Here is a 21097-nt window from a genome sequence, read left to right on the forward strand (position 1 = left end):
CAAAGCCGGTCGCAACGTGGGATTGGAGGGGAGACTTTGGCAATTCAGCCGTAGAACTTTTCCATCAGGAAGTTTTCCAGGCCTTGTCCGCGCTTCTCGACGATTTGCCGGGTTATCACACGGAATCCTTTGCGTTCAAAAAATGGCCGAGCCGTGCGGCTGGCTTCGGTATAGATTCGCTTGAATCTGAGGCTCGAAGCTTCCTCCTCGACTCTGCGCAACAGGCCGCTTGCGATGCCGCGCCCTGAAAGTCAGGGTGAACGAACATCATATCAAGGCATCCGTCGTCCGTCAGATCGGAAAATCCAACCGGCTCTTCGTCGATTTCCGCGATCCAGCCGGGCCTGCTTATCCTTCGCTCCGCCCATAGGCCACGATCCTCCACCTTTGCCCAAGCTTCGATCTCAGCGGCGGAATAGTCTTTCGACGAGACTTCCCGGATGGAGCGGAGAAAAATCTCGATCGTGGCGTCCACGTCACCCGGTACATAAGGCCTGATCAGAATTCGCTCGTCCATCAAGACCGCCTTGAGTTGATCCGGTGCTCCTGCCTCAGAAGTGAGCCGCGCCCGGATCGAGTTGCGGGCTGTCGCCGGGATGGGTAAAGAGCTTGCCGTTCTCAGCCCACAGCGTGGCGGCGATCGTCAGCAGGCCGAACAGCGCGAAGCCGCCGAAGAGCGGCTGCACCGTGCCGTTGAACATCTGACCGACCAGGCCGCCCAAGATGGCGCCGAAGGTCGTCGAGACGAAGCCGGTGATGGCGGTCGCCGTGCCGGCGAGATTGCCCATCGGCTCGAGGCTGATGGCGGTGAAATTGGTGGCGATCACCGCAAACATCATCAGGACGATGGTGAAGATGCTGTAGGCGGTGGCGAAATCCGGCTTGCCCGCCAAGGCGATGACGAAGCCGAGAGCCGACAAGGCCGTGAAGATCAGCAGCGCGGCGTGCGAGATGCGCCGCATGCCGAATTTGCGGACGAAGAAGCCGTTAGCGAAATTGGCGACGGCAATGCCGCCGGCGGTCGCCGCAAAGGCGATCGGCAGCCAGTCACCGAGACCATAGACTTCGCCGAAAACCTGCTGAACGGAAATCACGTAGGCGCTGATGACGCCGGTGAACATGGTCAGACCGATCATGTAGCCGCAGGTGATGCGGTTGGTCAGCACGGTCTTGAAGCCGTCTGCGACAGAGCCGACCGACAGCGGCAGGCGTTCTGCCGGGGGAAGCGATTCCTTCAGCCGTAGAAGAGCCCAGACGAACAGGATGCTGGCGACGGCGCCGAGCAGGATGAAGATCCAGTGCCAGTTGGCATAGAGGATGATGAGCTGGCCGACCGAAGGGGCGACGATCGGCACGATCATGAAGACGATCATGACATAGGACATGACGCGGGCCATTTCGCGGCCGCCGAAGCAGTCGCGGACGATGGCCATGGTGGTGATGCGCACGGCCGCGCCGCCTACGCCCTGAATGAAGCGCATGAGGAGGAGCATTTCGAAGCTCGCTGTTGCCGCAGCGGCAAACATTGCGACCACATAGCAGGCGAGGCCTCCGAGCAGGATGTTGCGGCGGCCGAAAGTGTCGGAAAGGCTGCCGAAGAATATCTGCGAGACGCCGAAGCCGAGGAAGAACACGCCGATGATGAGCTGCGCGTCGTTGGTGTTGGTGACACCGAGGGAATGGCCGATATTGGGCAATGCCGGCAGCATGCTGTCGATTGCCATGGCAATGCTGGCGGTCATGATGGCGATGGTGACGACGAATTCGCCGAAGCCCATGCCGATGCGGCGGGAACCCTGGTTTTCCTGGTGCGGTTTATGCGGCGGCGTCATGCGGTGAAATCCTGGATTCGGAAGGGACCGGCCGCTCAAACGGCCGGATTGTGCTGATGGAAGAGGCGGCCCTTTTCGGCGATCAGCACGAAGATGAGCCCGATGATCGAGACGATGAAATAACCGGCGACCATCGGCAGCGCCGTGCCATCGAAGGCCTGGCCGATGCCGGCGCCGATAAGGGCGCCGCCGACCGTGCTCATGAAGCCGAGGACGGAGGAGGCAGTGCCGGCAACGTGTCCGAGCGGCTCCATGGCGAGCGAGTTGAAGTTCGAGCCGATCCAGCCGAACTGGAACATGGCAAGCCCGAAGAAGGAGATGAACAGCGCAAACGGCATCGGCTCGGAACTTGCCATCTGGACGATCAGCCAGATGGTGTTGATGGCGATGAAGCCGAGCAGCGAGCCGTGTGACAGGCGGCGCATGCCGAGTTTGCCGACGAAACGCGAATTGAAGAAAGACGACAGCGACATGAAGATCGCCACGCCGGCAAAGGCGAAGGGGAAATAGACGCCGAGGCCGTAGATGCCGACATAGATCTGCTGGGCGGAGTTGATGAACCCGAACAGCGCACCGAAGATGAAGGTGCTGGCGATGGTGTAGCAAAGCGCCACGCGGTTGGTCAGCACCAGCTTGAAGGCGCCGAAGATCGAGCGGGCGGTGAAGGGGCGGACATTCTGCGGATGCAGGGTTTCCGGCAGGCGGACATAGGCCCAGACGCCGATCGCCGTCGCCATTGTGGCGATGAAGAGGAAGATCAGGTGCCAGTTGCCGAAGAACATGACGACCTGGCCGGTGCCGGGCGCAATCACCGGCACGATCATGAAGACCATCATGATGAGCGACATGACCTCCGCCATCTGCCGGCCGCCATAGATGTCGCGGACGATGGAGATGGTGATGACGCGGGTGGCGGCCGAGCCGACGCCCTGGATGAAGCGAAGCACCAGCAGGCCGGCGAAGGAGGGAACGAAAACGATTCCGATGGCGGATGTGATATAGACGACGAGGCCGATCAACAGCGGCGTGCGGCGGCCGAAACGGTCGGAGAGCGGACCGTAGAACAGCTGGGCGCAGCCGAAACCGAGCAGATAGGAGGAGACGACGAACTGCCGGTGATTCTCGCTTTCGACGCCGAGGCTCGCGCCGATCTGCTGCAGCGCCGGGAGCATGATGTCGATGGCAAGCGAGTTGATGGCCATCAGGAAGGCGGCAAGCGCGATGAACTCACGCTTGCCCATGGGCAGGCGGCCCGCGGACACGGCTTGTGATGAATCTGTCACAATGAAATTCCCATAAACAGGCTAAGGCGCTGCTCACCGCAGCGCCTCGGACTCGAGAAACAGATTTGGAAACCGGGCGGACGTCCGGTGACCGGTCAGGCGGCGCCGCGAACGGTGACGCCGTTTTCCTGGAGATGCTGCTGCAGTTCACCGGCCTGGAACATTTCCCGGACGATGTCGCAACCGCCGACGAACTCGCCCTTTATGTAGAGCTGCGGGATCGTCGGCCAGTTGGAATAATCCTTGATGCCCTGGCGGATCTCCGAATCGGCGAGCACATTGATGCCCTTGTAGTCGACGCCGATGTAATCGAGAATCTGCACGACCTGGCCGGAGAACCCGCACTGCGGAAACTGCGGCGTGCCCTTCATGAAGAGGACGACGTCGTTGCTCTTGATTTCGTTGTCGATGAATTCGTGAATGCCGCTCATGGGATCTGATTCCTTTCAACAGGCGAGTTAAAGGCCCGCCGTTTCAATCGTTTCCCTTAGATAGCATGTGACAGCAGGAATTCCAGCCGCCCGAACCAAAAAAAGACCATCTGGTCAGACCACTTTGCGATTGTTGCTGTCGCGTTACGGTCGGAAGTTTTCCTCGCGTCTCAGACGCGACGTTGACGGCTGCGGCCGGCGGCGGTGCGGCGCTTGCTGACCTGTTTGCGGGCAGGCTTGCGCTTGGCCGTAGACGTCTTCCGGACAGCCGTCGTCGTCGCGGCGGAGCGTGCCTTGCGCCTCTTGCGTTTCGTCGCGACGCGACCTGTGGTTTTCTTCAGGATTTCCTTCAGCACGCTGTCGACGACGCCCGATATCAATTCTTTTACAAGATCGGCCACAAAACCCCTCCGTTTGCGGTGAAAACGACGTGCCTGCTATTGAATTCCGGATGAGTTCGGTTAGCAAGACGGCTTTGAAATCATACCTGCTTTTTCGCGATGTCGGCGGCCAGCAGGCGGTTTGCAGCAATACGCCGGCTATTTGCCCGGCCGGAACAGCGGAATGACATTGATAAAGAAGCGGGTCGTCCTGCATTTCCCGGGCTTCGAGCCTCTCGACGGCCTTGCCCATAGGGCGCGGTACGAACGCTCTGCCAGACAGAGTGCTGCCGTCTGGGGCTACTCCGTCGAAACCGGTGCGCCGGAGGCGGGAAGCGATCCTCTCAGCTTCGAGGTCACGACGGGCAGCGCAGGAGCCTACGAGACGGCGCCTGCGGCGAAGACCAGTTCCGCCGGCTGGCGGACGAAGAGCCGGATCCATATGGTTGATCACGACATGTTCGTGCGTCGGCTGCGTGGCCGCAACACGCTGAGCCGGATCATTGCAGGCTTTCGGAGTTGCGCCGAGATCATGCTGGAAGGTGGCATGCGGAGATATTTCAGGCATGCGTGGCGTTTCGGCCTGTTCTTCCTCTTTCCGTTCCTGCTGACGGCGCTGGCGATCGCGCTGACGGCCGAGATCGTTTTCCTGCCCTATAGTCTCGGCTTCTCCGCCTGGCACGTGCTGTGGAGTGGGCCACTGGCGCTCTGCTTCTTCATCTTCGCCTTCCTGCCTTTTTCCGAGCGTTTCCATACGCTGCATCTTTTTGCCGATTGGGAAATGGCAGTGGCGCTCGGCCGTATGGATCGGGCCGAGTTCAACGACTGGCTGGAAGAGCGGGCCATTGCGGTGCGCAAGGCGCTGACCGAGGAGGCGGACGAGTACGTGATCTCCTCGCACAGCATGGGATCGAGCGTCGCCGCCCATGTCATCGGCATATTGCTTGAAAAGGAGCCGGAGATTTTCAAGGGCAGGCGCGTCGTGTTTGCCACGCTCGGCAGCGCCATTCTGCAATGCGCCCTGCTGTCATCGGCAACGTCGCTTCGCGCCCGCGTCGGCCTGATCGCCCGCTGTCCGGAGATCTCCTGGCTCGACGTGCAATGCCTGACGGATTCGATCAATTTCTACAAGGTGCCGGTCGTTGCCGTCGCAGGCCATGCAGACGCGCCTGCGGCGAAGATCCTTCTTATCCGCGTCAAGCAGATGCTGACGGGCGAGCACTATCGGAAGATCCGCAAGGACCAGCTGCGCGTCCACCGGCAATATGTGCTGGGGCCAGATCTCAGGGCACCCTTTGATTTCACGCTGATGACGTCAGGTCCGATGCCGGCGTCGGTTTTTGCCTCTCCGGAGCAGAACAAGCTGCCGACTTGAGGGCTGGTTTCGTCGCCATCAAGGGAGATTCTCTTCACAGTCGCCGGCCAAGTCACCGTCTCCCGCAGCAGTTCCGTTCAGACCGCGTACGAAATCCGCAAAGAAGGCCGAGGCATGAGTGGATCTTCGGTGCACGGCGATCGTCTGGGGAATTTCGGAGAACGCTCCTTCTACCAGCCGGAAGCCGGAAATCCGCTCCGACATCTGAACGAGGAATTCGGTCAATCCCGCAGCCGCGTCGCATTGCGACCCGACAAGGAGATCAATGGCAGCTGCCGGGCTGTCGGTATGCGAGACAGTCGCTTTTTCAAGGGTACGTTCGAGCTGCTTCGTGTATGCGGCACTTCTTGCGGAGGCGATCTGCACGCCTTCGAGGTCGAGGTCTCCGACTGTCCGGAACGCCGAAGCCTCGCGCACCATATAGGTCGCTTTGACCGACATATAGGGGGGTGAAAAGGAGAATCGGTCGGCTCTCGATGCATCCGAGGCAATGAAAGCAATGTCCCACTCGCCGCGATCCGCGGCGGCGAGGATGTCGGCGGCCGAGCCGTACTGGATCAGCGACAGGCCGCAATCCAGTTGCTCCGCAATTTTGCGACCGATCCGAGCGCTTGGACCGACCAAGGCGCCGGCCTGATCGTCCCACCGGACCAGGGCAGCATTCGACATGTTGACGGCCGCCCGGATTGCGCCCGCCGGCGCTATCTCGGCCAGAACTTTTTTCCGCGTCGACATCGGCGCGAACTCCCTAAGATGCAAACCTGCCTGCGAGCGCTTCCGATCCTCTCGCAAGCAGGGCGACGTCTACGCCAACGGCGGTGAACAACGTCCCGAGCGAAATGCAGCGGGCCGCGAACGACTCGTCCGGCGTAAGGATGCCTGCCGGCTTTCCAAGAATTTTTAGACGTCCGATCGCATCTTCGATCGCCGCGACCACCTCGGGATGCCCCGGTTGGCCGGGATGACCGAAGCTAGCCGCCAGATCGGCGGGGCCGATGAAGATGCCGTCGACGCCCTCGACCGCGGCGATGGCTTCCAGCCGAGCGAGTGCCTCGCGGGTCTCGATCTGCAGAAGCAGGCAAATCTCTTGTTCAGCAATCCGCGCGTAATTCGGCACACGCCCGAAGCGGGTGGCGCGCGTCAAGGCGGAGACGCCGCGAATCCCGCGCGGCGGATACCGGATAGCGGCGACCGCCGCCTTCGCTTCCTCTTCGTTCTGGACATAGGGAATGAGGAGCGTCTGGACGCCGATGTCCAGAAAGCGCTTGATCAGCACCGGATCGTTGAATGCCGGGCGTACGACTGGGGACACGTCGTAAGGCGCGACCGCCTGCAATTGCGGCAGGACGGTGAGGACGTCGCTTGGAGAGTGCTCGGTATCGAACAGCAGCCAGTCGAAGCCCGACGGCGCGACGATTTCTGCCGCGTAGCTTCCGGGAAGGCCGCACCAGAGTCCGATCTGGCTTTGACCGGCTCTCAGTTTCCGCTTGAAGTGATTGACGGGAAGTTCCATCGGCGCCTCACACGAACGAGACGCCGATGGAGCCGACCGGACCATAGTCGGCTTGGATGACATCGCCCTTGACGATGTCCACGGGGCGGGTGAACGAGCCGGCAAGCACGATCTGGCCCTTCTTCAAGCCGCCTCCGACGGCATGGAGTTTGTTCACGAGCCAGGCGATACCCGCGGCCGGATGCCCCATTATAGCTGCGGAAACCCCCGATTCTTCGATGATGCCGTTTTTCGAAAGCGTCGCGCCGACCCAGCGGATGTCGATATCCATTGGCCGGATGATGCGGCCACCCACGACGATCGCTCCAAAGGCGGCGTTGTCGGCGATTGTATCGGTGATCGCTCTGGGTACCTCGGTTCGGTAGTCGATGATCTCAAGCGCAGGAACGACAAATTCAGTCGCGCGCATGACATCATAGATCCGAGCGCTTGGTCCTTCGAGATCCTCGCCCATTACGAAGGCGAGTTCGACTTCGAGACGTGGCTTGATGAAGAGTTCCGCCCTGATCTGCGCTCCGTCGTTATAGAGGGCGTCGTCGAGAATCACGCCGTAGTCGGGCTCTGTCATTTTCGAGGCCATCTGCATCGCCCGCGATGTCAGTCCGATTTTATGACCCGCGATCCGCGCGCCCTTTGCAATCCGGGCCTGCGCCCAGAGCGCTTGGATCTTATAGGCGTCTTCAAGTTCCAAATGCGGGTATGTCCTGCTTGGCTGGACAATGGGCCTGCGTTCGGTTTCTGCCCTCAGCAGCGCGTCGGCTGCCGCCTGGCGTTCTTTTTCGGTAATCATTATCTAGCTCTGCTGGTTTCGTTACTTGATCGGTGGACGCGGCAGGATGGCCTCGCCCGGCTCCATGACGTAGGTGTAGTCGAGCGAGAACCACGGGCCAGTGACGTCCGTGTCGGACGGGTGCGGCTCGTCGTGACGGACAAAGTCGCCTGTCAAAGCCGCCGTGACGCCGAACTGCACATCGGATTCAATGTTTGGATCGCTCGGGTCGAAGACCTGGGAAATGAGGGTTTTATATCCCTGTTTGAAGATCAGCGCGTGCAGATGCGCAGGTCGGTAAGGGTGGCGGCGTTGCGCTTGGAGAAGCCGACCGACGACCCCGTCGACAGGGATGGGATAGCCCACCATCTTGACCGTTCTAAACCAGAACCGACCCTCGTCGTCCGTAGTGAACTTGCCGCGCAGGTTCATTTCCGCCTGATCAGGATCCTGGTTCTCGTAAAGGCCGACAGGAGAGGCGTGCCATACGTCGATCTCGGCGCCCGGGATGGGCTTGCCTCCCCGATCAACCACCTTCGCGTGGACGAACAAGGGTGTTCCCGGCGTTTCCGACCGGATGATGGTTCCGCCGTTTTCGACCCGCGGAGAGTTGAGCCGCCAGAACGGCCCGAGTAGCGACTGTGAAGTCTCCGTCTGCCCGTTGTCGCCGTTGTTGAGCAGGCACACAAGCGAGGAGACGCCCAGCGATCCGGCTATGAGCACGAATTCGTTGTGGCTGTCGGTCTGCAGCTGGCCAATTTCATTTAGGATGGCGGTTGCTTCGCGAAACTCGACTTCCGACAGCCTGACTTCCCGCACGAATGCGTGGAGATGCTTCACCATTGCAACAAGTATATCCCGCAAACGTGGATCTTCGGTGCGGTTCATCACGGCGAGGACGGCCGGCGTCAACTCGCTTTCCGTTCTGATTGCCATAAGGCTACCTCCCAATGTGGTTCGATTATCAAAATAATCGATTATTTGTCAAGCTGTCACTATGCGCTCAATGCTGATGGCTAATGAAACCTGCCCAGAATGAGGCGACAGATCTTTGAAATCACGTGATTAAAATGCCTTCTGAGGGCGAGGGGTCGGAAGATCGATGCTTTTCAGTGTATCCATGTTGACATAAATAATCGTTTATTATACCGATAATCGAAACTTGCCCTGGATTGCTGGAGGAAGAATGGACACGGCCGACGACAGCTCTCTTGGGCCGTTGACAGACGATGTGCCGTCAACCGGCTTTCTTGACGATGGCAAGAACACCATCGGCAGCCAGCTCGCATCGCGCCTTCGGGAGGCGATCATCTCCGGTGAGCTGGAAGCGGGCAGCAAGATCAATCTCGACAAGGCGCGGAAGACTTTCAACGTCAGCCTGAGCCCGTTGCGGGAGGGCTTGGCCCGGCTCATTTCAGACGGCCTGGTCGAGTTTCAGGACAACAGAGGCTATCGCGTCGCGCCGATCTCGCTGGCTAATCTCGAAGAGGTCACGACCCTGCGCGAGGAGCTCGAGGTTTTCGCGTTGCGTGAATCCATGCGTCTTGGCGACGTCGAATGGGAGGGCAACATCATGCGTGCGCTTCATCGTCTAAACCGCACGGAGCGCGACGCCGCGCGTCCCGAAACGCTGGAGCACTGGGAAGCGCTTCACCGCGAATTCCACCTCACCCTGATCTCGGGCTGTGGCAAACCTCTGCTACTTCACTTCTGCAGTCTTCTGCTGAATCTCAACGACCGATATCGCCGCGTCTTCCTGATCCGGACGTCGGGGGACCGCAATGTAGGGCAGGAGCACAGCGAGATTGCCCAGGGAGCGGTCGCGCGTGATGTCGACTATGCCTGCGAGAAGCTCCGCCAGCACATCCATCGCACCGGCACCAATCTTCGCAACCATCTCGCGACGAAGGGGATCGCTTGATGGCCGCCGCCGCATCGAAATCGGCGCCACCGATTGGCGTCGCGCACTTCTCATCGATATTGCTGTCTCCCGTGGAGTTTGCGACGGCCGCTGCGCGCGCGGGATTTTCCAGGATCGGGCTCAGACTGAATCCGGCGTTCCCTGGTGCGCCTTACTACGAGCTGCCTGTCGGTGGTTCGGCTGCGCGCGAGCTGAAATCCGTGCTTAGCGGTGAAGGCATCGAGGTTTTCGATATCGAGTTCTTCGTCATCGACCCCTCGTTCGACGCGTCGTCGGTGGAGGCCACAGTTGCTGCGGCTGCGAATATTGGAGCACGCCGACTCAGTGTCTGCGGAGATGATCCTGATCAGGCCAGATTGGCATCGAACTTCTCGGATCTCTGCGGCCTTGCGGACCGCTACGGGCTGGCTGTCGATGTCGAGAACATGGGTTGGCGGGTGATCAAAACCTTTCAGGACAGCGTCAATCTTGTGAAGGCGAGCGGTGCCCGCAATGCCGGCGCCCTCGTCGACGGAGTACATTTCTTCAGGAATGGCGGCACACTCGCCTCGCTCCGAGCCGAGATCGGCTGGGTAAAGCACGTTCAGTTGTGCGATGTCGCTGGACCGGCGCCGGTGACGCCGGAGGAGATGATCGCTGAAGCTAGAGGCGGGCGGTTCGCACCGGGGGAGGGCGAATTGCCGTTGAAGGAACTCGTTGCGGCGGTCGATAGCTACGCGGCGATCTCGGTGGAAGTCCCACTCGCAGGGTCTGCCCCGCCTGAGACGCATTTGAAACATCTGTACGACAGGGCCGAAGGATTATTCGGGCCGGATCGCTGATCCGGCCCCGGCAAGGCGTGAGCCGCGCCGGAGGGAGGAAGTCAACATATGGGCTATACGTTCGATTTTGGTGCGGTCTTCGACCGCGCCCCGGAATTGTTTTGGGGTTCGCTTGGGACGCTCGGTCTCGCGGTTGCCGGAATGATCCTTGCGCTCGCGATCGGTATTCTCGGCGTCGCTGCAAGAACATCCAAGAACAAACTCGTTCGAGCTCCGGTGATTAGCTTCGTCGAGGTGGTTCGAAACACGCCGTTCCTGGTGCAGATATTCTTTATCTACTTCGCGCTTCCACTCATGGGTATCCGACTGAGCCCTACGGCTACCGCCATCATCGCACTGGGCATCAATGGCGGCGCCTATGCGATTGAGATCATTCGAGGCGGTGTGGAAAGTGTGAGCAAGGGTCAGGTCGAGGCAGGTTTTGCGTTGGGCTTGCATAAGGCCGATGTGTTCCGGCTGATCGTTCTGAAGCCGGCTCTGCGGGCGATCTATCCGTCCCTGACCAGCCAGTTCGTGATGCTGACCTTGACGACTTCGGTCTGCACTTCAATCGCCGCCTACGAGCTCACCTCGGCGGCGCAGCGGATCGAATCCGACACCTTCCGAAGCTTCGAGGTCTATTTCAGCGTAACCGCAATCTACCTGGTCATCTCGAGCCTGATGATGGGCATCTTCGCCCTTATCTCCCGTCACTACTTCAACTACCCGACCAGATAGGAGGCGTTCATGGGTCCCATCGGCGAAAACGAGCTGTTCTTCCTCTTGCAGGGTCTGAAGTGGACTGTGCTGCTGGCCATCATCGGCTTCGTCGGCGGAGGCATATTTGGAGTTCTGATCGCTCTGGTGCGCACGTCGAAGAACCGCTTCGCACGTTTCGTATCGTCGGGCTACATCGCGCTCTTCCAGGGCACGCCGCTCCTGATGCAGCTCTTCGTCGTCTACTACGGCGTCGCGCTATTGGGCGTCGACGTCAATGCATGGATCGCTGTGGCCATCGCCTTCACCCTCCATGCAAGTGCCTTCCTGGGCGAGATCTGGCGCGGGTCGATCGAGGCCGTTCCGAAGGGCCAGACCGAAGCCGCGAACGCACTCGGGCTGCATTACGTCTCCCGAATGAAGGACGTTGTCCTGCCGCAGGCGCTGAAGATTTCGATGCCTGCGACCATCGGATTTCTCGTTCAGCTGATCAAGGGCACATCGCTCGCAGCAATCGTCGGCTTCATCGAGCTGACCCGCGCCGGACAGATCATTTCGAACCAGATCTACCGCCCGCTGCTCGTCTTCGGAATCGTTGGAATAATCTACTTCATCATTTGTTGGCCTCTCTCCCACATCGGGAGCGGCCTCGAAAAACGGATGGCGAAAGCTGCCCGCTAATCTTGCTTCGCCCGAAGCAAAGACCACAGAGGAGGAGAATGGAATGAATAGCAATCGCAGACAATTTCTTGGAATGGCCCTGGCTACGGCCGCCTTCGTTACGGTAGGCGCTGCTGCGGCTTCCGCAGCGACCGTCGAGGAGATCAAGGCCAAGGGCACGATCGTCGTCGGCATTCAGGGCGACAACGCGCCATGGGGCTTCGTCAACACGAGCGGCAAGCAGGACGGCTTCGACGCCGATGTCGCGACACTCTTCGCTAAGGAACTCGGAGTTAAGGTCCAGTTCCAGCCGCTCGCCGTCGCCAATCGCATTCCGGCCCTGACCACCGGTAAGGTCGATATCTTGTTCGCCACGATGGCAATGACGGAAGAGCGCGCCAAATCGATCCAGTACAGCAAGCCATACGCGGCGAACACGATCTCGCTCTATGCGGCAAAGGCCGATACCGCGAAAACGCCTGCCGATGTTGCCGGCTGGGAAATCGGCGTGCCGAAGTCCAGCTCGCAGGACAAGGCCATTACCGACGCCGTGGGATCGACGGCCACGGTCCGCCGCTTCGACGACGACGCTTCAACCATACAGGCGCTGGTCTCCGGACAGGTCAAGGCCGTCGGAGGCAACATGTTCTACGGACAGCGGCTCGATGCCGCCAGCCCCGGCACCTACGAGCGCAAGATCGACTTCCTGACGACTTACAATGGCGTTGGAACGCGACTTGGCGAGAAGGACTGGAACGAGGCCGTCAATGCCTTCCTCGACAAGATCAAGGGTAATGGCGAGCTCGCAGCCATCACCAAGAAGTGGATGAACATCGATCTGCCGACGTTCCCGGAATCCATCCCCAACATCCCGTTCACAGTCAAGTAAAGCATACATGGAGGGCGCCGTGCTCAGTTCCGCTAATGATCGGTCGACATTGATATCCCTTGAAAGGGTGGAGAAATGGTACGGCTCCTTCCATGCGCTGAAAAACATCAGTCTGTCGGTTCGCAAAGGTGAGAAGATCGTCCTTTGCGGACCTTCGGGTTCCGGCAAGTCGACCTTGATCCGCTGCATCAACGCTCTCGAGTTGATCCAGGAAGGCAGGATCATCGTCGACGGGCAGTCGCTCGATGGCACGAGCAAGGCGGTTGACGCCATTCGGCGCGAAGTCGGGATGGTGTTCCAGAACTTCAATTTGTTCCCGCACATGACCGTTCTGCAGAACTGCGCGCTCGCGCCTATGAGGGTCCGCGGAACGAGCCGCGCTGACGCCGAGAGGCTGGCGAGAAAGTACCTCGAACGGGTCCGAATCCTTGATCAGGCGGAGAAGTATCCCGCTCAGCTCAGTGGAGGGCAGCAACAGCGTGTCGCTATTGCCCGGGCCCTTTGCATGGAACCCAAGGCGATGCTGTTCGACGAACCGACATCGGCGCTCGATCCGGAAATGGTCAAGGAAGTGCTGGACACGATGATCGGTCTCGCACGCGATGGCATGACCATGATCTGCGTCACCCATGAAATGGGCTTCGCCCGTCAGGTTGCAGACAGGGTCATCTTCATGGCTTCCGGCGAGATCGTAGAGGAGGCCGAGCCCGAGGTGTTCTTCAAGTCTCCGAAGCATGAGCGCACCAAGGCTTTCCTTGGCGAGATCCTCGCACATCACTGAGATTGGGTTATCGAAATGAATAACAACAAATTCTTCGTCGGTCTCATCGGGGCCGACATCCAGATGTCGAAGTCGCCAGCCCTGCACGAAACCGAGGCGCGGCACCTGGAGCTGGATTACCACTACGAACTCGTCGATTTCGCCGAGCGCAGTTTACCCGCTTCTGCGCTGCCCGAATTGCTCGTAGAGCTCGAAGACCGCGGCTTCGCAGGAAGCAACATTACGCACCCGTGCAAGCAGACGGTCATCGCTCATCTTAGCAGCCTGTCCGAGGACGCCGAGATGCTCGGAGCAGTCAACACGGTCGTTCTTCGGGACGGAAAGCGGATCGGGCACAATACTGACTGGTATGGCTTCTACAAGAATTTCGAGCGTGGTATGCCCGGTGTCGCCAAAACTCATGCCGTCCTGCTCGGCGCAGGCGGCGCAGGGGTCGCCGTCGCGCATGCGGCCATCAAGCTCGGTATTGGGATGCTCTCGATCTTCGACCAGGACACAAATCGCGCCGCCGCGCTTGCCGATCAGCTCAACCGACGCTTTTCAAGAACCTGCTCGCAACCGGTCAGAGACGTCGGTGCGGCGCTCGCTTCGGCCGACGGGCTGATTCACGCTACGCCGACGGGCATGCGAAGTCATCCGGGTCTCCCGATCGAACCGGAATGGCTTCATCCACGTCACTGGGTCGCCGATATTGTATACATGCCGCTCGTGACGGAACTTCTGGCTCTGGCAGAGAAGAAGGGGTGCAGGACCTTGCCGGGCGGCGGCATGACCGTGTTCCAGGCCGCGGCGGCCTTTGAACTGTTCACGGGTGTAAAACCGGATGCGGAACGCATGTCGCGTCACTTCGAAGAATTGTGCCGAGCTCCAGCCTGACCGGGAGGACATGCCTTGCCGCACATCATCATCGACTACAGCCGAGGTGCTGCCGAACGGGTGGCGATCGACGAATTGACCAGAGCGGTCCATTATCGAGTGCGCGACGGAGGCTTGGTCAAGCCCACTGCCGTGCGCACCTTCGCCCGGGAGGCGACCTTCTCCTGCGTTGGCGACGAGCATCCGGACAATCACTTCATCCAGATAATCGTGCGCATGGCCCCTGGCCGGCCGGCAGAAACGAAGCGGGAGTTGTTGAAGGCGGTCCTCGAAGCTGCGCGCGATGTCGCAGCCCCCGCGCTTCAAGCAGGGCGGCTGGGGCTGCGGGCCGATCTTTACGAGTCCGACCCGAATTTCGCATTCCAGGAAATAGCGTTCGCCTAAACTTGGCAACGCCCTCACAAGGAGAATAACAATGAGCCTGATCTACGTTCTCAATGGCCCAAATCTCAATTTGCTCGGCAAGCGTCAGCCTCACATCTATGGTCACGAGACGCTGGCCGATGTCGAGGCAGACTGCCGGAAACTGGCCTCAGAACTCGGCCACGAGATCCGTTTCCACCAGAGCAACCGTGAATATGAAATCATCGACTGGATTCACGAAGCGCGCGAAGACGGAGGGGGCATCGTCATCAATCCGGCCGCATTCACGCACACGTCGCTTGCGATTCTCGATGCCTTGAACACGTTCGAAGGTCCCGTCATCGAGATCCATATCTCCAACATGTATAAGCGCGAAAGCTTCCGTCATCATTCCTTCGTTTCCCACCGCGCCGACGGCATCATCACCGGTCTTGGTACGGAGGGCTATACGCTCGGAATCCGCCGCGTCGCTACGATGCTCACGGCACCGAAGAAGGACTGACAAATGCCTCCTCCGGTCAAACTGGCGGTCCTCGGCGCGGGGCTTATCGGGAAGCGCCACATCAAACACGTGCTGGACGAACCGATGGCGGAGCTTGTCGCTATCGTCGACCCGAGCCCGGTTGGAAAGGTGATCGCCAGCGAGGTTGGCGTCAAATGGTTTTCGGCCTTTGCTGAGATGGTCGCCGCAGCGCGTCCTGACGGCGTTATCATCGCGACTCCCAACCAGATCCATGTCAGAAACGGTTTTGAGGCCCTCGAGGCCGGCATCCCGGCATTGATCGAGAAGCCCATCGTCGACGATATTGCTGCTGGCGAGAGGCTCGTTGAAATGGCCGAGGCCAAAGGCGTTCCGCTGCTGACCGGACATCATCGCCGACATAATCCGATGATGCAAAAAGCTAAACAGATTATCGAAAGCGGAAAGCTCGGGCGAATACTGGTCGTGAATGCCATGTTCTGGCTATTCAAACCGGAAGAATACTTCGACACTCCCTGGCGCCGCGAACGCGGCGCGGGACCAGTCTTTCTCAATCTGATCCACGACATCGACAACCTTCGCTACCTATTCGGGGATATCACGGCGGTCCAGGCGCTCGAATCCAACGCAGTTCGCGGAAACGCCGTAGAGGAGACCGCGGTGATCCTCATCGAGTTCAAGAACGGAATTCTCGGCACTGCTTCCGTTTCGGATTCCGTCGTCGCGCCATGGAGTTGGGAGATGACGACCGGCGAAAACCCCGCTTACCCTAAAACTGAGGAGGCTTGCTACATGATCGGCGGCACCCACGGGTCGCTGTCGGTGCCGTCACTTAACGTCTGGAGCAATCCGGGCAAAAGGAGCTGGATGGAACCGTTCGAATGTCATCGCGCGGAAGTCGAGAACGAGGATCCACTGGTCCTGCAGATACGCCAGCTATGCAGGGTCATTAGAGGGGAAGAAGCGCCGCTGGTCAGCGGACGTGAGGGACTGGAAACCTTAAAGGTTATCGACGCCGTGAAGCGATCCGCCGCAGCGGGCAAGCGTATCAGCCTGACCTAAATGGTTGCGCGCCAGCTCAAGGCGGTCCGGAGCATTAAGTCATTCACCGAGCTGATGCGCGGTGAAGAACATTCCTGAGGGAGGTTGAAGTACGCCGCATACGAGGCCGGACACCTTTGTCATCCAGAACCGCTTTGCAGAGAACTAAAGACCCGGCAGGAAGGAAGCCTTCCACCCGGGCCTCTTTATTTCAAAGCTTCAACCGGCCGAAGCCGGCATGTCAATCCGGCGCGGAGGTCTGCAGAGCGAGAGCGTGCAAGAGGCCGCCCATGTTGCCCTTTAGCGCCTCGTAGACCATCTGGTGCTGCTGCACGCGGCTCTTGCCGCGGAAGGCTTCGGCGACGACTTCGGCGGCGTAGTGATCGCCGTCGCCCGCGAGATCGCGGATCGTCACCTTGGCACCGGGAATCCCAGCCTTGATCATGTCTTCGATATCGCCGGGTTTCATGGCCATGATTGTTACTCCTTGCGCATCATTCCGCGGCAAGTTCGCCGCGGCCTTCCATGAAATCAGGGAACCACGATTCATGGGCATCGCGCAATTGCTGAATCGGCAGTGAAATAAGATCGCCGACATCAAGTGTATCGCCCCCGACCATGCCGAGCCGACGGAAGGGAACGCCGGCGCCTTCCGCATTGACGCAGACGAAATCCGCCACATCGGCCGGCACCGTCAGCACGTAGCGCGCCTGATCTTCGCCGAAGAGCAGCGCATGCGCAGCACCTTTACCTTCGCCGAGATCGATCTTCATGCCTTTGTCCGAGGCCATGGCCATTTCGGCGAGCGCGACGGCCAGACCACCCGAGGATATGTCGTGGCAGGCGGTCGCCTGGCCGTTGCGGATGACGGAGCGGACGAAATCGCCGTTGCGGCGCTCGGCGAAGAGATCGACTTCCGGCGCCGGCCCTTCACGGCTGGAGAGCAGGTCTCTGACATAGACGGACTGGCCGAGGTGGCTGCCGTCGACACCGATCATGATTACCTTGTCGCCGTCATTGGCGCTGCCGATGCGGACCATCTTGCGCCAGTCCGGCAGCAGGCCGACGCCTGCAATCGTCGGCGTCGGCAGGATGGCAACGCCATTGGTCTCGTTGTAGAGCGAGACGTTACCGGAGACGATCGGGAAATCCAGCGCGCGGCATGCTTCGCCGATGCCCTTCACCGCCTGAACGAACTGGCCCATGATCTCCGGCTTTTCGGGATTGCCGAAGTTGAGATTGTCGGTGGCGGCGAGCGGCTCGGCGCCGGTCGCGGTGATGTTGCGCCAGCATTCGGCGACCGCCTGCTTGCCGCCCTCGAAGGGATCGGCCTCGACATAACGCGGCGTCACGTCGGAGGAGAAGGCAAGCGCCTTGCTTTTGTGGCCATCGACGCGCACGACGCCGGCGTCACCGCCCGGGAGCTGCAGCGAATTGCCCTGGATCAGCGTGTCATACTGTTCGTAGACCCAGCGGCGGCTCGACTGGTTGGCGGAGCCGACGAGCTGGAGGAGCGCCTGGCCGTAATCCTTGGGGGCGGCGACGAGATTGGCGGGCAGGGGCGCAGGCTTGCCGGATTCACGCCAGGGGCGGTCATATTCCGGCGCCTGGTCGCCGAGATCCTTGATCGGCAGGTTGGCGACTTCTTCGCCCTGATGCATGACGCGGAAGCGCAGATCATCGGTGGTCCTGCCGACGATGGCGAAGTCGAGGCCCCATTTGACGAAGATCGCTTTGGCCTGCTCTTCCTTTTCCGGCTGCAGCACCATGAGCATGCGCTCCTGGCTCTCCGACAGCATCATCTCATAGGCGGTCATCCGCTCTTCACGGACCGGCACCTTGTCGAGTTCCAGCAGAATGCCGAGATCGCCCTTGGCGCCCATTTCGACAGCCGAGCAGGTGAGGCCGGCCGCACCCATGTCCTGGATGGCGATGACAGCGCCGGTCTGCATCAGCTCGAGGCAGGCTTCGAGCAGGCACTTTTCGGTGAAGGGGTCGCCGACCTGAACGGTCGGGCGCTTTTCTTCGATCGATTCGTCGAATTCGGCCGATGCCATGGTCGCGCCGCCGACGCCGTCGCGGCCGGTCTTGGCGCCGAGATAGACGACCGGGAGGCCGACGCCCTTGGCTTCGGACAGGAAGATAGCATTGGATTTGGCGATACCGGCGGCAAAGGCGTTGACCAGGATATTGCCGTTATAACGCGCATCGAACTCGACTTCGCCGCCGACCGTCGGAACGCCGAAGGAGTTGCCGTAACCGCCGACGCCGGAAACGACGCCGGAGACGAGATGGCGGGTCTTCGGATGATCCGGCTCGCCAAAACGCAGCGCGTTCATCGCGGCGATCGGCCGCGCGCCCATGGTGAAGACGTCGCGAAGGATGCCGCCGACGCCGGTCGCGGCCCCCTGGTACGGTTCGATATAGGAGGGGTGGTTGTGGCTCTCCATCTTGAAGACGACGCAATCGCCGTCATCGATATCGACCACGCCGGCATTCTCGCCGGGACCCTGGATGACGCGCGGTCCCTTGGTCGGCAGCGTGCGCAGCCATTTCTTCGAGGATTTGTAGGAGCAGTGCTCGTTCCACATGGCCGAGAAGATGCCGAGCTCGGTGAAAGTCGGCTCGCGGCCGATCAGATCCAGGATGCGCTGGTACTCGTCCGGCTTCAGGCCGTGGCTTGCAATGAGTTCCGGCGTGATCGGGATGGTGTTTGGAATGGTCATGAGCGGAAAGTCCCTGGCGCGTTTTGCGCTGTCTTTAGCTTATGTAGCGGCGACGCGCGACAGAAAAAAGCCCACCGTCAACAGAGGGCGGGCAGGCTTCTCTCGTAAAGGCGGCAATCGCTCAGAACTTGTAGCCGATCTGGATGCCGGCGCGCGTCATGCCATCGTTCGGGCCGTCGCAGAGATCGGCATGAGAGGAGTGGGCGATCTGGGCCATCACGTTCCAATTGCGGGTGAAACGGTAGCCGGCGCCGGCATATTCGTGAAACAGGACGCGGCAGCCGAGTTCCGGGCCGTCATCATTGTCGTCCAGATCGCCGGTATGGATGACGCCGCCGAATCCGGCTTCGGCAAAGAGCTTCTCGTTGAGATCGACCGTCCAGGTGAAGCCCGTGAAGAATTGGGTTGCTTCACCCGAGGTGCCGATCGAGGTGCCGAGATGGATACGGGGATGCAACAGCTGTTGCTGCCAGCCGACAGCCTCCTCATATCCGAAAGGATCGAAGAGAGCGGTAATCTCCGGAAAGACGCCATCTTCCGCGGCACGACCCGATTGCACCGAGGCGGAGGCCCCGAAACGCAATTCATCGAATATCTGCTCGCCAGCATTGGCCGAACCCGCCATCGAGGTGACGGCTACGGCCGCCACTGATGCCAGCCCCAAGAAGCGTAACGCGATCTTTCCGAACTCGACCCTCATCTGCCGTCCTTTGATTCGCACCAAGCGGGAATAACAAAGAGGTAGCATGGGGGTCGCAGCGGTAAAGCGGTCTCGTCAAGCGTGTGCGTTTTTCCGGAATTATGGCGTGTATTTGCAACAGGTCATATTTCGCCGTCATAGGCGGAACCGCCATTTTCCAGCAGCCGGCGCAGGATCATCAGGCCTGCGGTCAATTCCTGGCCCGTTTTGGGTGAGGAGAAGCCGATGCGAATGCGGTAATAGGTTTTCTCACTGCGCGCCGCCTTGAACTCGTCTTCGTCATCGACCAGCACGCCGTCGCGAAAGGCGGCATTCTTGAAGGTGCCGGACATCCAGGGCTCCGGCAGTTTCAGCCAGAGGAAGGGAGCATGCGGGTGCGACGCGAAGTCGAAACCCCGCAGATGCTCGCGGGCGATGTGGGCACGCCGGGAGAGTTCCCCGATAACTTCTTTGCGGATCTCGTGCGCCCGGCCGCTTTCGACCAGGCGGGCACAGGTCTCCGCCAGGATGAAAGGCAGGCCGCCGGTGACCATCCTGTGCGTCACCTTGATGCGCTGGGCAAAATGCGGCGGGCAGGCGACCCAGCCGCCGCGCACCCCGGCGGCGACCGATTTCGACAGGCCGTTGACCAGGAAGGTGCGGTCGGGCGCAAGCGCGGCAATGAGCGGCGTCTCATCGTCGGCCATGCCGCCGTAGAGGTCGTCCTCGATCAGCCAGACGCTGTGCTTTCTGGCAATTGCGGCAATTGCTGCGCGCCGCTCGTAGGGCATGATCGTCACCGTCGGATTATGCACGGTCGGCATCAGGAAGGCGATCTTCGGATGCTGCTGCTGGCAGAGCCGTTCGAAATCGTCGGGAATCACGCCGAATTCGTCGGAATCGACCGTCACCGTGCGGCGGCCGAGAAGCCGGGCGCTGCGGCTGACCTGGGTGTAGGTCAGGTTTTCGAAAACGATCTTGTCGCCCGGCGCAGAGACAGCGGCAATAACGGCAACCGCCGCGGCATGGGCGCCGAGCGTCGGCACGATGTTTTCGACCTCCGGTGTCCAGCCGCTGCGGGCAAGCCAGCGGTGGCCGGCGTCGAACCAGTTCCGCGGAAAACTACGGGAATAGGAGGAAATCTCGCTGAGATGCTGTTCGCCGATCTCGGCGAGGATGCCCGAGATGATCTTGCCCTGGCCGAGATCGGGAGCGGCTGTGGTATCGAAACGGATCTTGTCGGCGGGCGCGTCCTGATAGCGAGTGCCGCCGAGCGAGACGGCCAGTGCATCGGTTTGTTCGCCGGGCGGCGTTTCGGCGCGGTTCAGCACATAGGTGCCGCGGCCTACCTCGCCGGCAACCAGGCCCCGCTCGTGCACCAGGGCATAGGCGCGGCCGATCGTGCCGATCGTCACCCCAATATCATAGGCAAGATTGCGCTGCGGCGGCAGTTTGCTGCCGGCGGGCAGGGCACCGCTCGCAATAGCGGATTCGATACTGTCGGCAAGGCGGAGATAGACCGGCCCGGAGCCGCGGGAAAGATCTGGAAGCCAATTTGTCATGGTGACAATTGCTTATAT

At 60.5% G+C, this 21097-nt stretch carries 23 protein-coding genes and 1 pseudogene; 11 read left to right on the forward strand and 13 right to left on the reverse strand.

Going from position 1 to position 21097, the window contains the following annotated elements:
• Window positions 1–44: 44 nt before the first annotated feature.
• The 5 genes and pseudogenes from QWJ46_RS13635 to QWJ46_RS13655 form a co-directional block, all read right to left on the reverse strand.
• Window positions 45–517, reverse strand: a pseudogene (locus QWJ46_RS13635) (GNAT family N-acetyltransferase).
• 34 nt (window positions 518–551) lie between these two features.
• Complete coding sequence (locus QWJ46_RS13640; RefSeq protein WP_302751602.1) at window positions 552–1832, reverse strand: multidrug effflux MFS transporter; 1281 nt, start codon at window positions 1830–1832, stop codon at window positions 552–554.
• Between the two features lie 35 nt (window positions 1833–1867).
• Entirely contained in the window at window positions 1868–3073 is a 1206-nt protein-coding gene (locus QWJ46_RS13645; RefSeq protein ID WP_184459579.1) for a multidrug effflux MFS transporter, read from the reverse strand.
• A gap of 137 nt (window positions 3074–3210) precedes the next feature.
• Window positions 3211–3546 carry a Grx4 family monothiol glutaredoxin gene (gene grxD, locus QWJ46_RS13650; RefSeq protein ID WP_085737390.1) on the reverse strand — a complete coding sequence of 112 codons (336 nt, stop codon included), beginning with the start codon at window positions 3544–3546 and terminating at the stop codon, window positions 3211–3213.
• Between the two features lie 170 nt (window positions 3547–3716).
• Window positions 3717–3947 (reverse strand): hypothetical protein, encoded by a 231-nt coding sequence (locus tag QWJ46_RS13655; RefSeq protein WP_302751606.1) that lies wholly within the window; start codon window positions 3945–3947, stop codon window positions 3717–3719.
• A gap of 163 nt (window positions 3948–4110) precedes the next feature.
• On the opposite strand from QWJ46_RS13655, the gene QWJ46_RS13660 reads away from it, so the two are divergent.
• Window positions 4111–5301, forward strand: a complete 1191-nt coding sequence (locus tag QWJ46_RS13660; protein WP_302751607.1) for a hypothetical protein — start codon at window positions 4111–4113, stop codon at window positions 5299–5301.
• Between the two features lie 18 nt (window positions 5302–5319).
• On the opposite strand, the gene QWJ46_RS13665 is transcribed toward QWJ46_RS13660, so the two are convergent.
• Genes QWJ46_RS13665 through QWJ46_RS13680 form a run of 4 tightly spaced genes read right to left on the reverse strand, consistent with a single transcriptional unit; the run spans window position 5320 to window position 8519 of the window.
• A complete protein-coding gene (locus tag QWJ46_RS13665; RefSeq protein WP_302751608.1) occupies window positions 5320–6036 on the reverse strand; it encodes a transporter substrate-binding domain-containing protein in 717 nt (238 codons plus the stop codon).
• 13 nt (window positions 6037–6049) lie between these two features.
• Window positions 6050–6814, reverse strand: a complete 765-nt coding sequence (gene hpaI, locus QWJ46_RS13670) for a 4-hydroxy-2-oxoheptanedioate aldolase (RefSeq protein ID WP_302751609.1) — start codon at window positions 6812–6814, stop codon at window positions 6050–6052.
• 7 nt (window positions 6815–6821) lie between these two features.
• Window positions 6822–7604, reverse strand: a complete 783-nt coding sequence (hpaH, locus tag QWJ46_RS13675) for a 2-oxo-hept-4-ene-1,7-dioate hydratase (RefSeq protein ID WP_302751610.1) — start codon at window positions 7602–7604, stop codon at window positions 6822–6824.
• A 21-nt stretch (window positions 7605–7625) separates the two neighbouring features.
• Entirely contained in the window at window positions 7626–8519 is an 894-nt protein-coding gene (locus QWJ46_RS13680) for a dioxygenase (protein ID WP_302751611.1), read from the reverse strand.
• Window positions 8520–8769: 250 nt separating this feature from the next.
• Between QWJ46_RS13680 and QWJ46_RS13685 the strand changes: the two genes are divergently transcribed.
• The 10 genes from QWJ46_RS13685 to QWJ46_RS13730 are packed head-to-tail and all read left to right on the forward strand — an operon-like array spanning window position 8770 to window position 16133.
• Window positions 8770–9504 (forward strand): GntR family transcriptional regulator, encoded by a 735-nt coding sequence (locus tag QWJ46_RS13685; protein WP_184459542.1) that lies wholly within the window; start codon window positions 8770–8772, stop codon window positions 9502–9504.
• Window positions 9504–10325 carry a sugar phosphate isomerase/epimerase gene (locus tag QWJ46_RS13690; RefSeq protein WP_302751649.1) on the forward strand — a complete coding sequence of 274 codons (822 nt, stop codon included), beginning with the start codon at window positions 9504–9506 and terminating at the stop codon, window positions 10323–10325. Before QWJ46_RS13685 ends, QWJ46_RS13690 begins: the two co-directional genes overlap by 1 nt.
• A 48-nt stretch (window positions 10326–10373) precedes the next feature.
• On the forward strand, window positions 10374–11042 hold the full coding sequence (locus QWJ46_RS13695; RefSeq protein WP_184459544.1) for an amino acid ABC transporter permease: 669 nt from the start codon (window positions 10374–10376) through the stop codon (window positions 11040–11042).
• A gap of 9 nt (window positions 11043–11051) precedes the next feature.
• The gene (locus tag QWJ46_RS13700) at window positions 11052–11702 is read left to right on the forward strand and encodes an amino acid ABC transporter permease (RefSeq protein WP_302751613.1); all 651 of its coding nucleotides are present in this window, start codon (window positions 11052–11054) and stop codon (window positions 11700–11702) included.
• A 43-nt stretch (window positions 11703–11745) separates the two neighbouring features.
• Entirely contained in the window at window positions 11746–12570 is an 825-nt protein-coding gene (locus tag QWJ46_RS13705; RefSeq protein WP_302751614.1) for a transporter substrate-binding domain-containing protein, read from the forward strand.
• A gap of 7 nt (window positions 12571–12577) precedes the next feature.
• Window positions 12578–13351 (forward strand): amino acid ABC transporter ATP-binding protein, encoded by a 774-nt coding sequence (locus tag QWJ46_RS13710; RefSeq protein WP_302751615.1) that lies wholly within the window; start codon window positions 12578–12580, stop codon window positions 13349–13351.
• A gap of 15 nt (window positions 13352–13366) precedes the next feature.
• A complete protein-coding gene (locus tag QWJ46_RS13715) occupies window positions 13367–14227 on the forward strand; it encodes a shikimate dehydrogenase (RefSeq protein WP_302751616.1) in 861 nt (286 codons plus the stop codon).
• A gap of 15 nt (window positions 14228–14242) precedes the next feature.
• Window positions 14243–14611 (forward strand): 5-carboxymethyl-2-hydroxymuconate Delta-isomerase, encoded by a 369-nt coding sequence (locus QWJ46_RS13720; protein ID WP_302751617.1) that lies wholly within the window; start codon window positions 14243–14245, stop codon window positions 14609–14611.
• Between the two features lie 31 nt (window positions 14612–14642).
• A complete protein-coding gene (gene aroQ / locus QWJ46_RS13725; protein ID WP_302751618.1) occupies window positions 14643–15092 on the forward strand; it encodes a type II 3-dehydroquinate dehydratase in 450 nt (149 codons plus the stop codon).
• Between the two features lie 3 nt (window positions 15093–15095).
• Window positions 15096–16133: a Gfo/Idh/MocA family protein gene (locus tag QWJ46_RS13730; RefSeq protein ID WP_302751619.1), complete on the forward strand. Its 1038-nt coding sequence runs from the start codon at window positions 15096–15098 to the stop codon at window positions 16131–16133.
• A gap of 220 nt (window positions 16134–16353) precedes the next feature.
• On the opposite strand, the gene QWJ46_RS13735 is transcribed toward QWJ46_RS13730, so the two are convergent.
• From QWJ46_RS13735 to QWJ46_RS13750, 4 genes are all read right to left on the reverse strand, one after another.
• The gene (locus QWJ46_RS13735; protein ID WP_011425547.1) at window positions 16354–16587 is read right to left on the reverse strand and encodes a BolA/IbaG family iron-sulfur metabolism protein; all 234 of its coding nucleotides are present in this window, start codon (window positions 16585–16587) and stop codon (window positions 16354–16356) included.
• 19 nt (window positions 16588–16606) lie between these two features.
• Window positions 16607–18838: a phosphoribosylformylglycinamidine synthase subunit PurL gene (gene purL, locus QWJ46_RS13740; protein ID WP_302751620.1), complete on the reverse strand. Its 2232-nt coding sequence runs from the start codon at window positions 18836–18838 to the stop codon at window positions 16607–16609.
• A gap of 121 nt (window positions 18839–18959) precedes the next feature.
• Window positions 18960–19538: an acyloxyacyl hydrolase gene (locus tag QWJ46_RS13745; protein ID WP_302751621.1), complete on the reverse strand. Its 579-nt coding sequence runs from the start codon at window positions 19536–19538 to the stop codon at window positions 18960–18962.
• A 122-nt stretch (window positions 19539–19660) separates the two neighbouring features.
• Window positions 19661–21079 carry a PLP-dependent aminotransferase family protein gene (locus QWJ46_RS13750; RefSeq protein ID WP_302751622.1) on the reverse strand — a complete coding sequence of 473 codons (1419 nt, stop codon included), beginning with the start codon at window positions 21077–21079 and terminating at the stop codon, window positions 19661–19663.
• Window positions 21080–21097 lie beyond the last annotated feature (18 nt).

The organism is Rhizobium sp. CBN3, assembly GCF_030518245.1.
Taxonomy (GTDB): domain Bacteria; phylum Pseudomonadota; class Alphaproteobacteria; order Rhizobiales; family Rhizobiaceae; genus Rhizobium; species Rhizobium aethiopicum_A.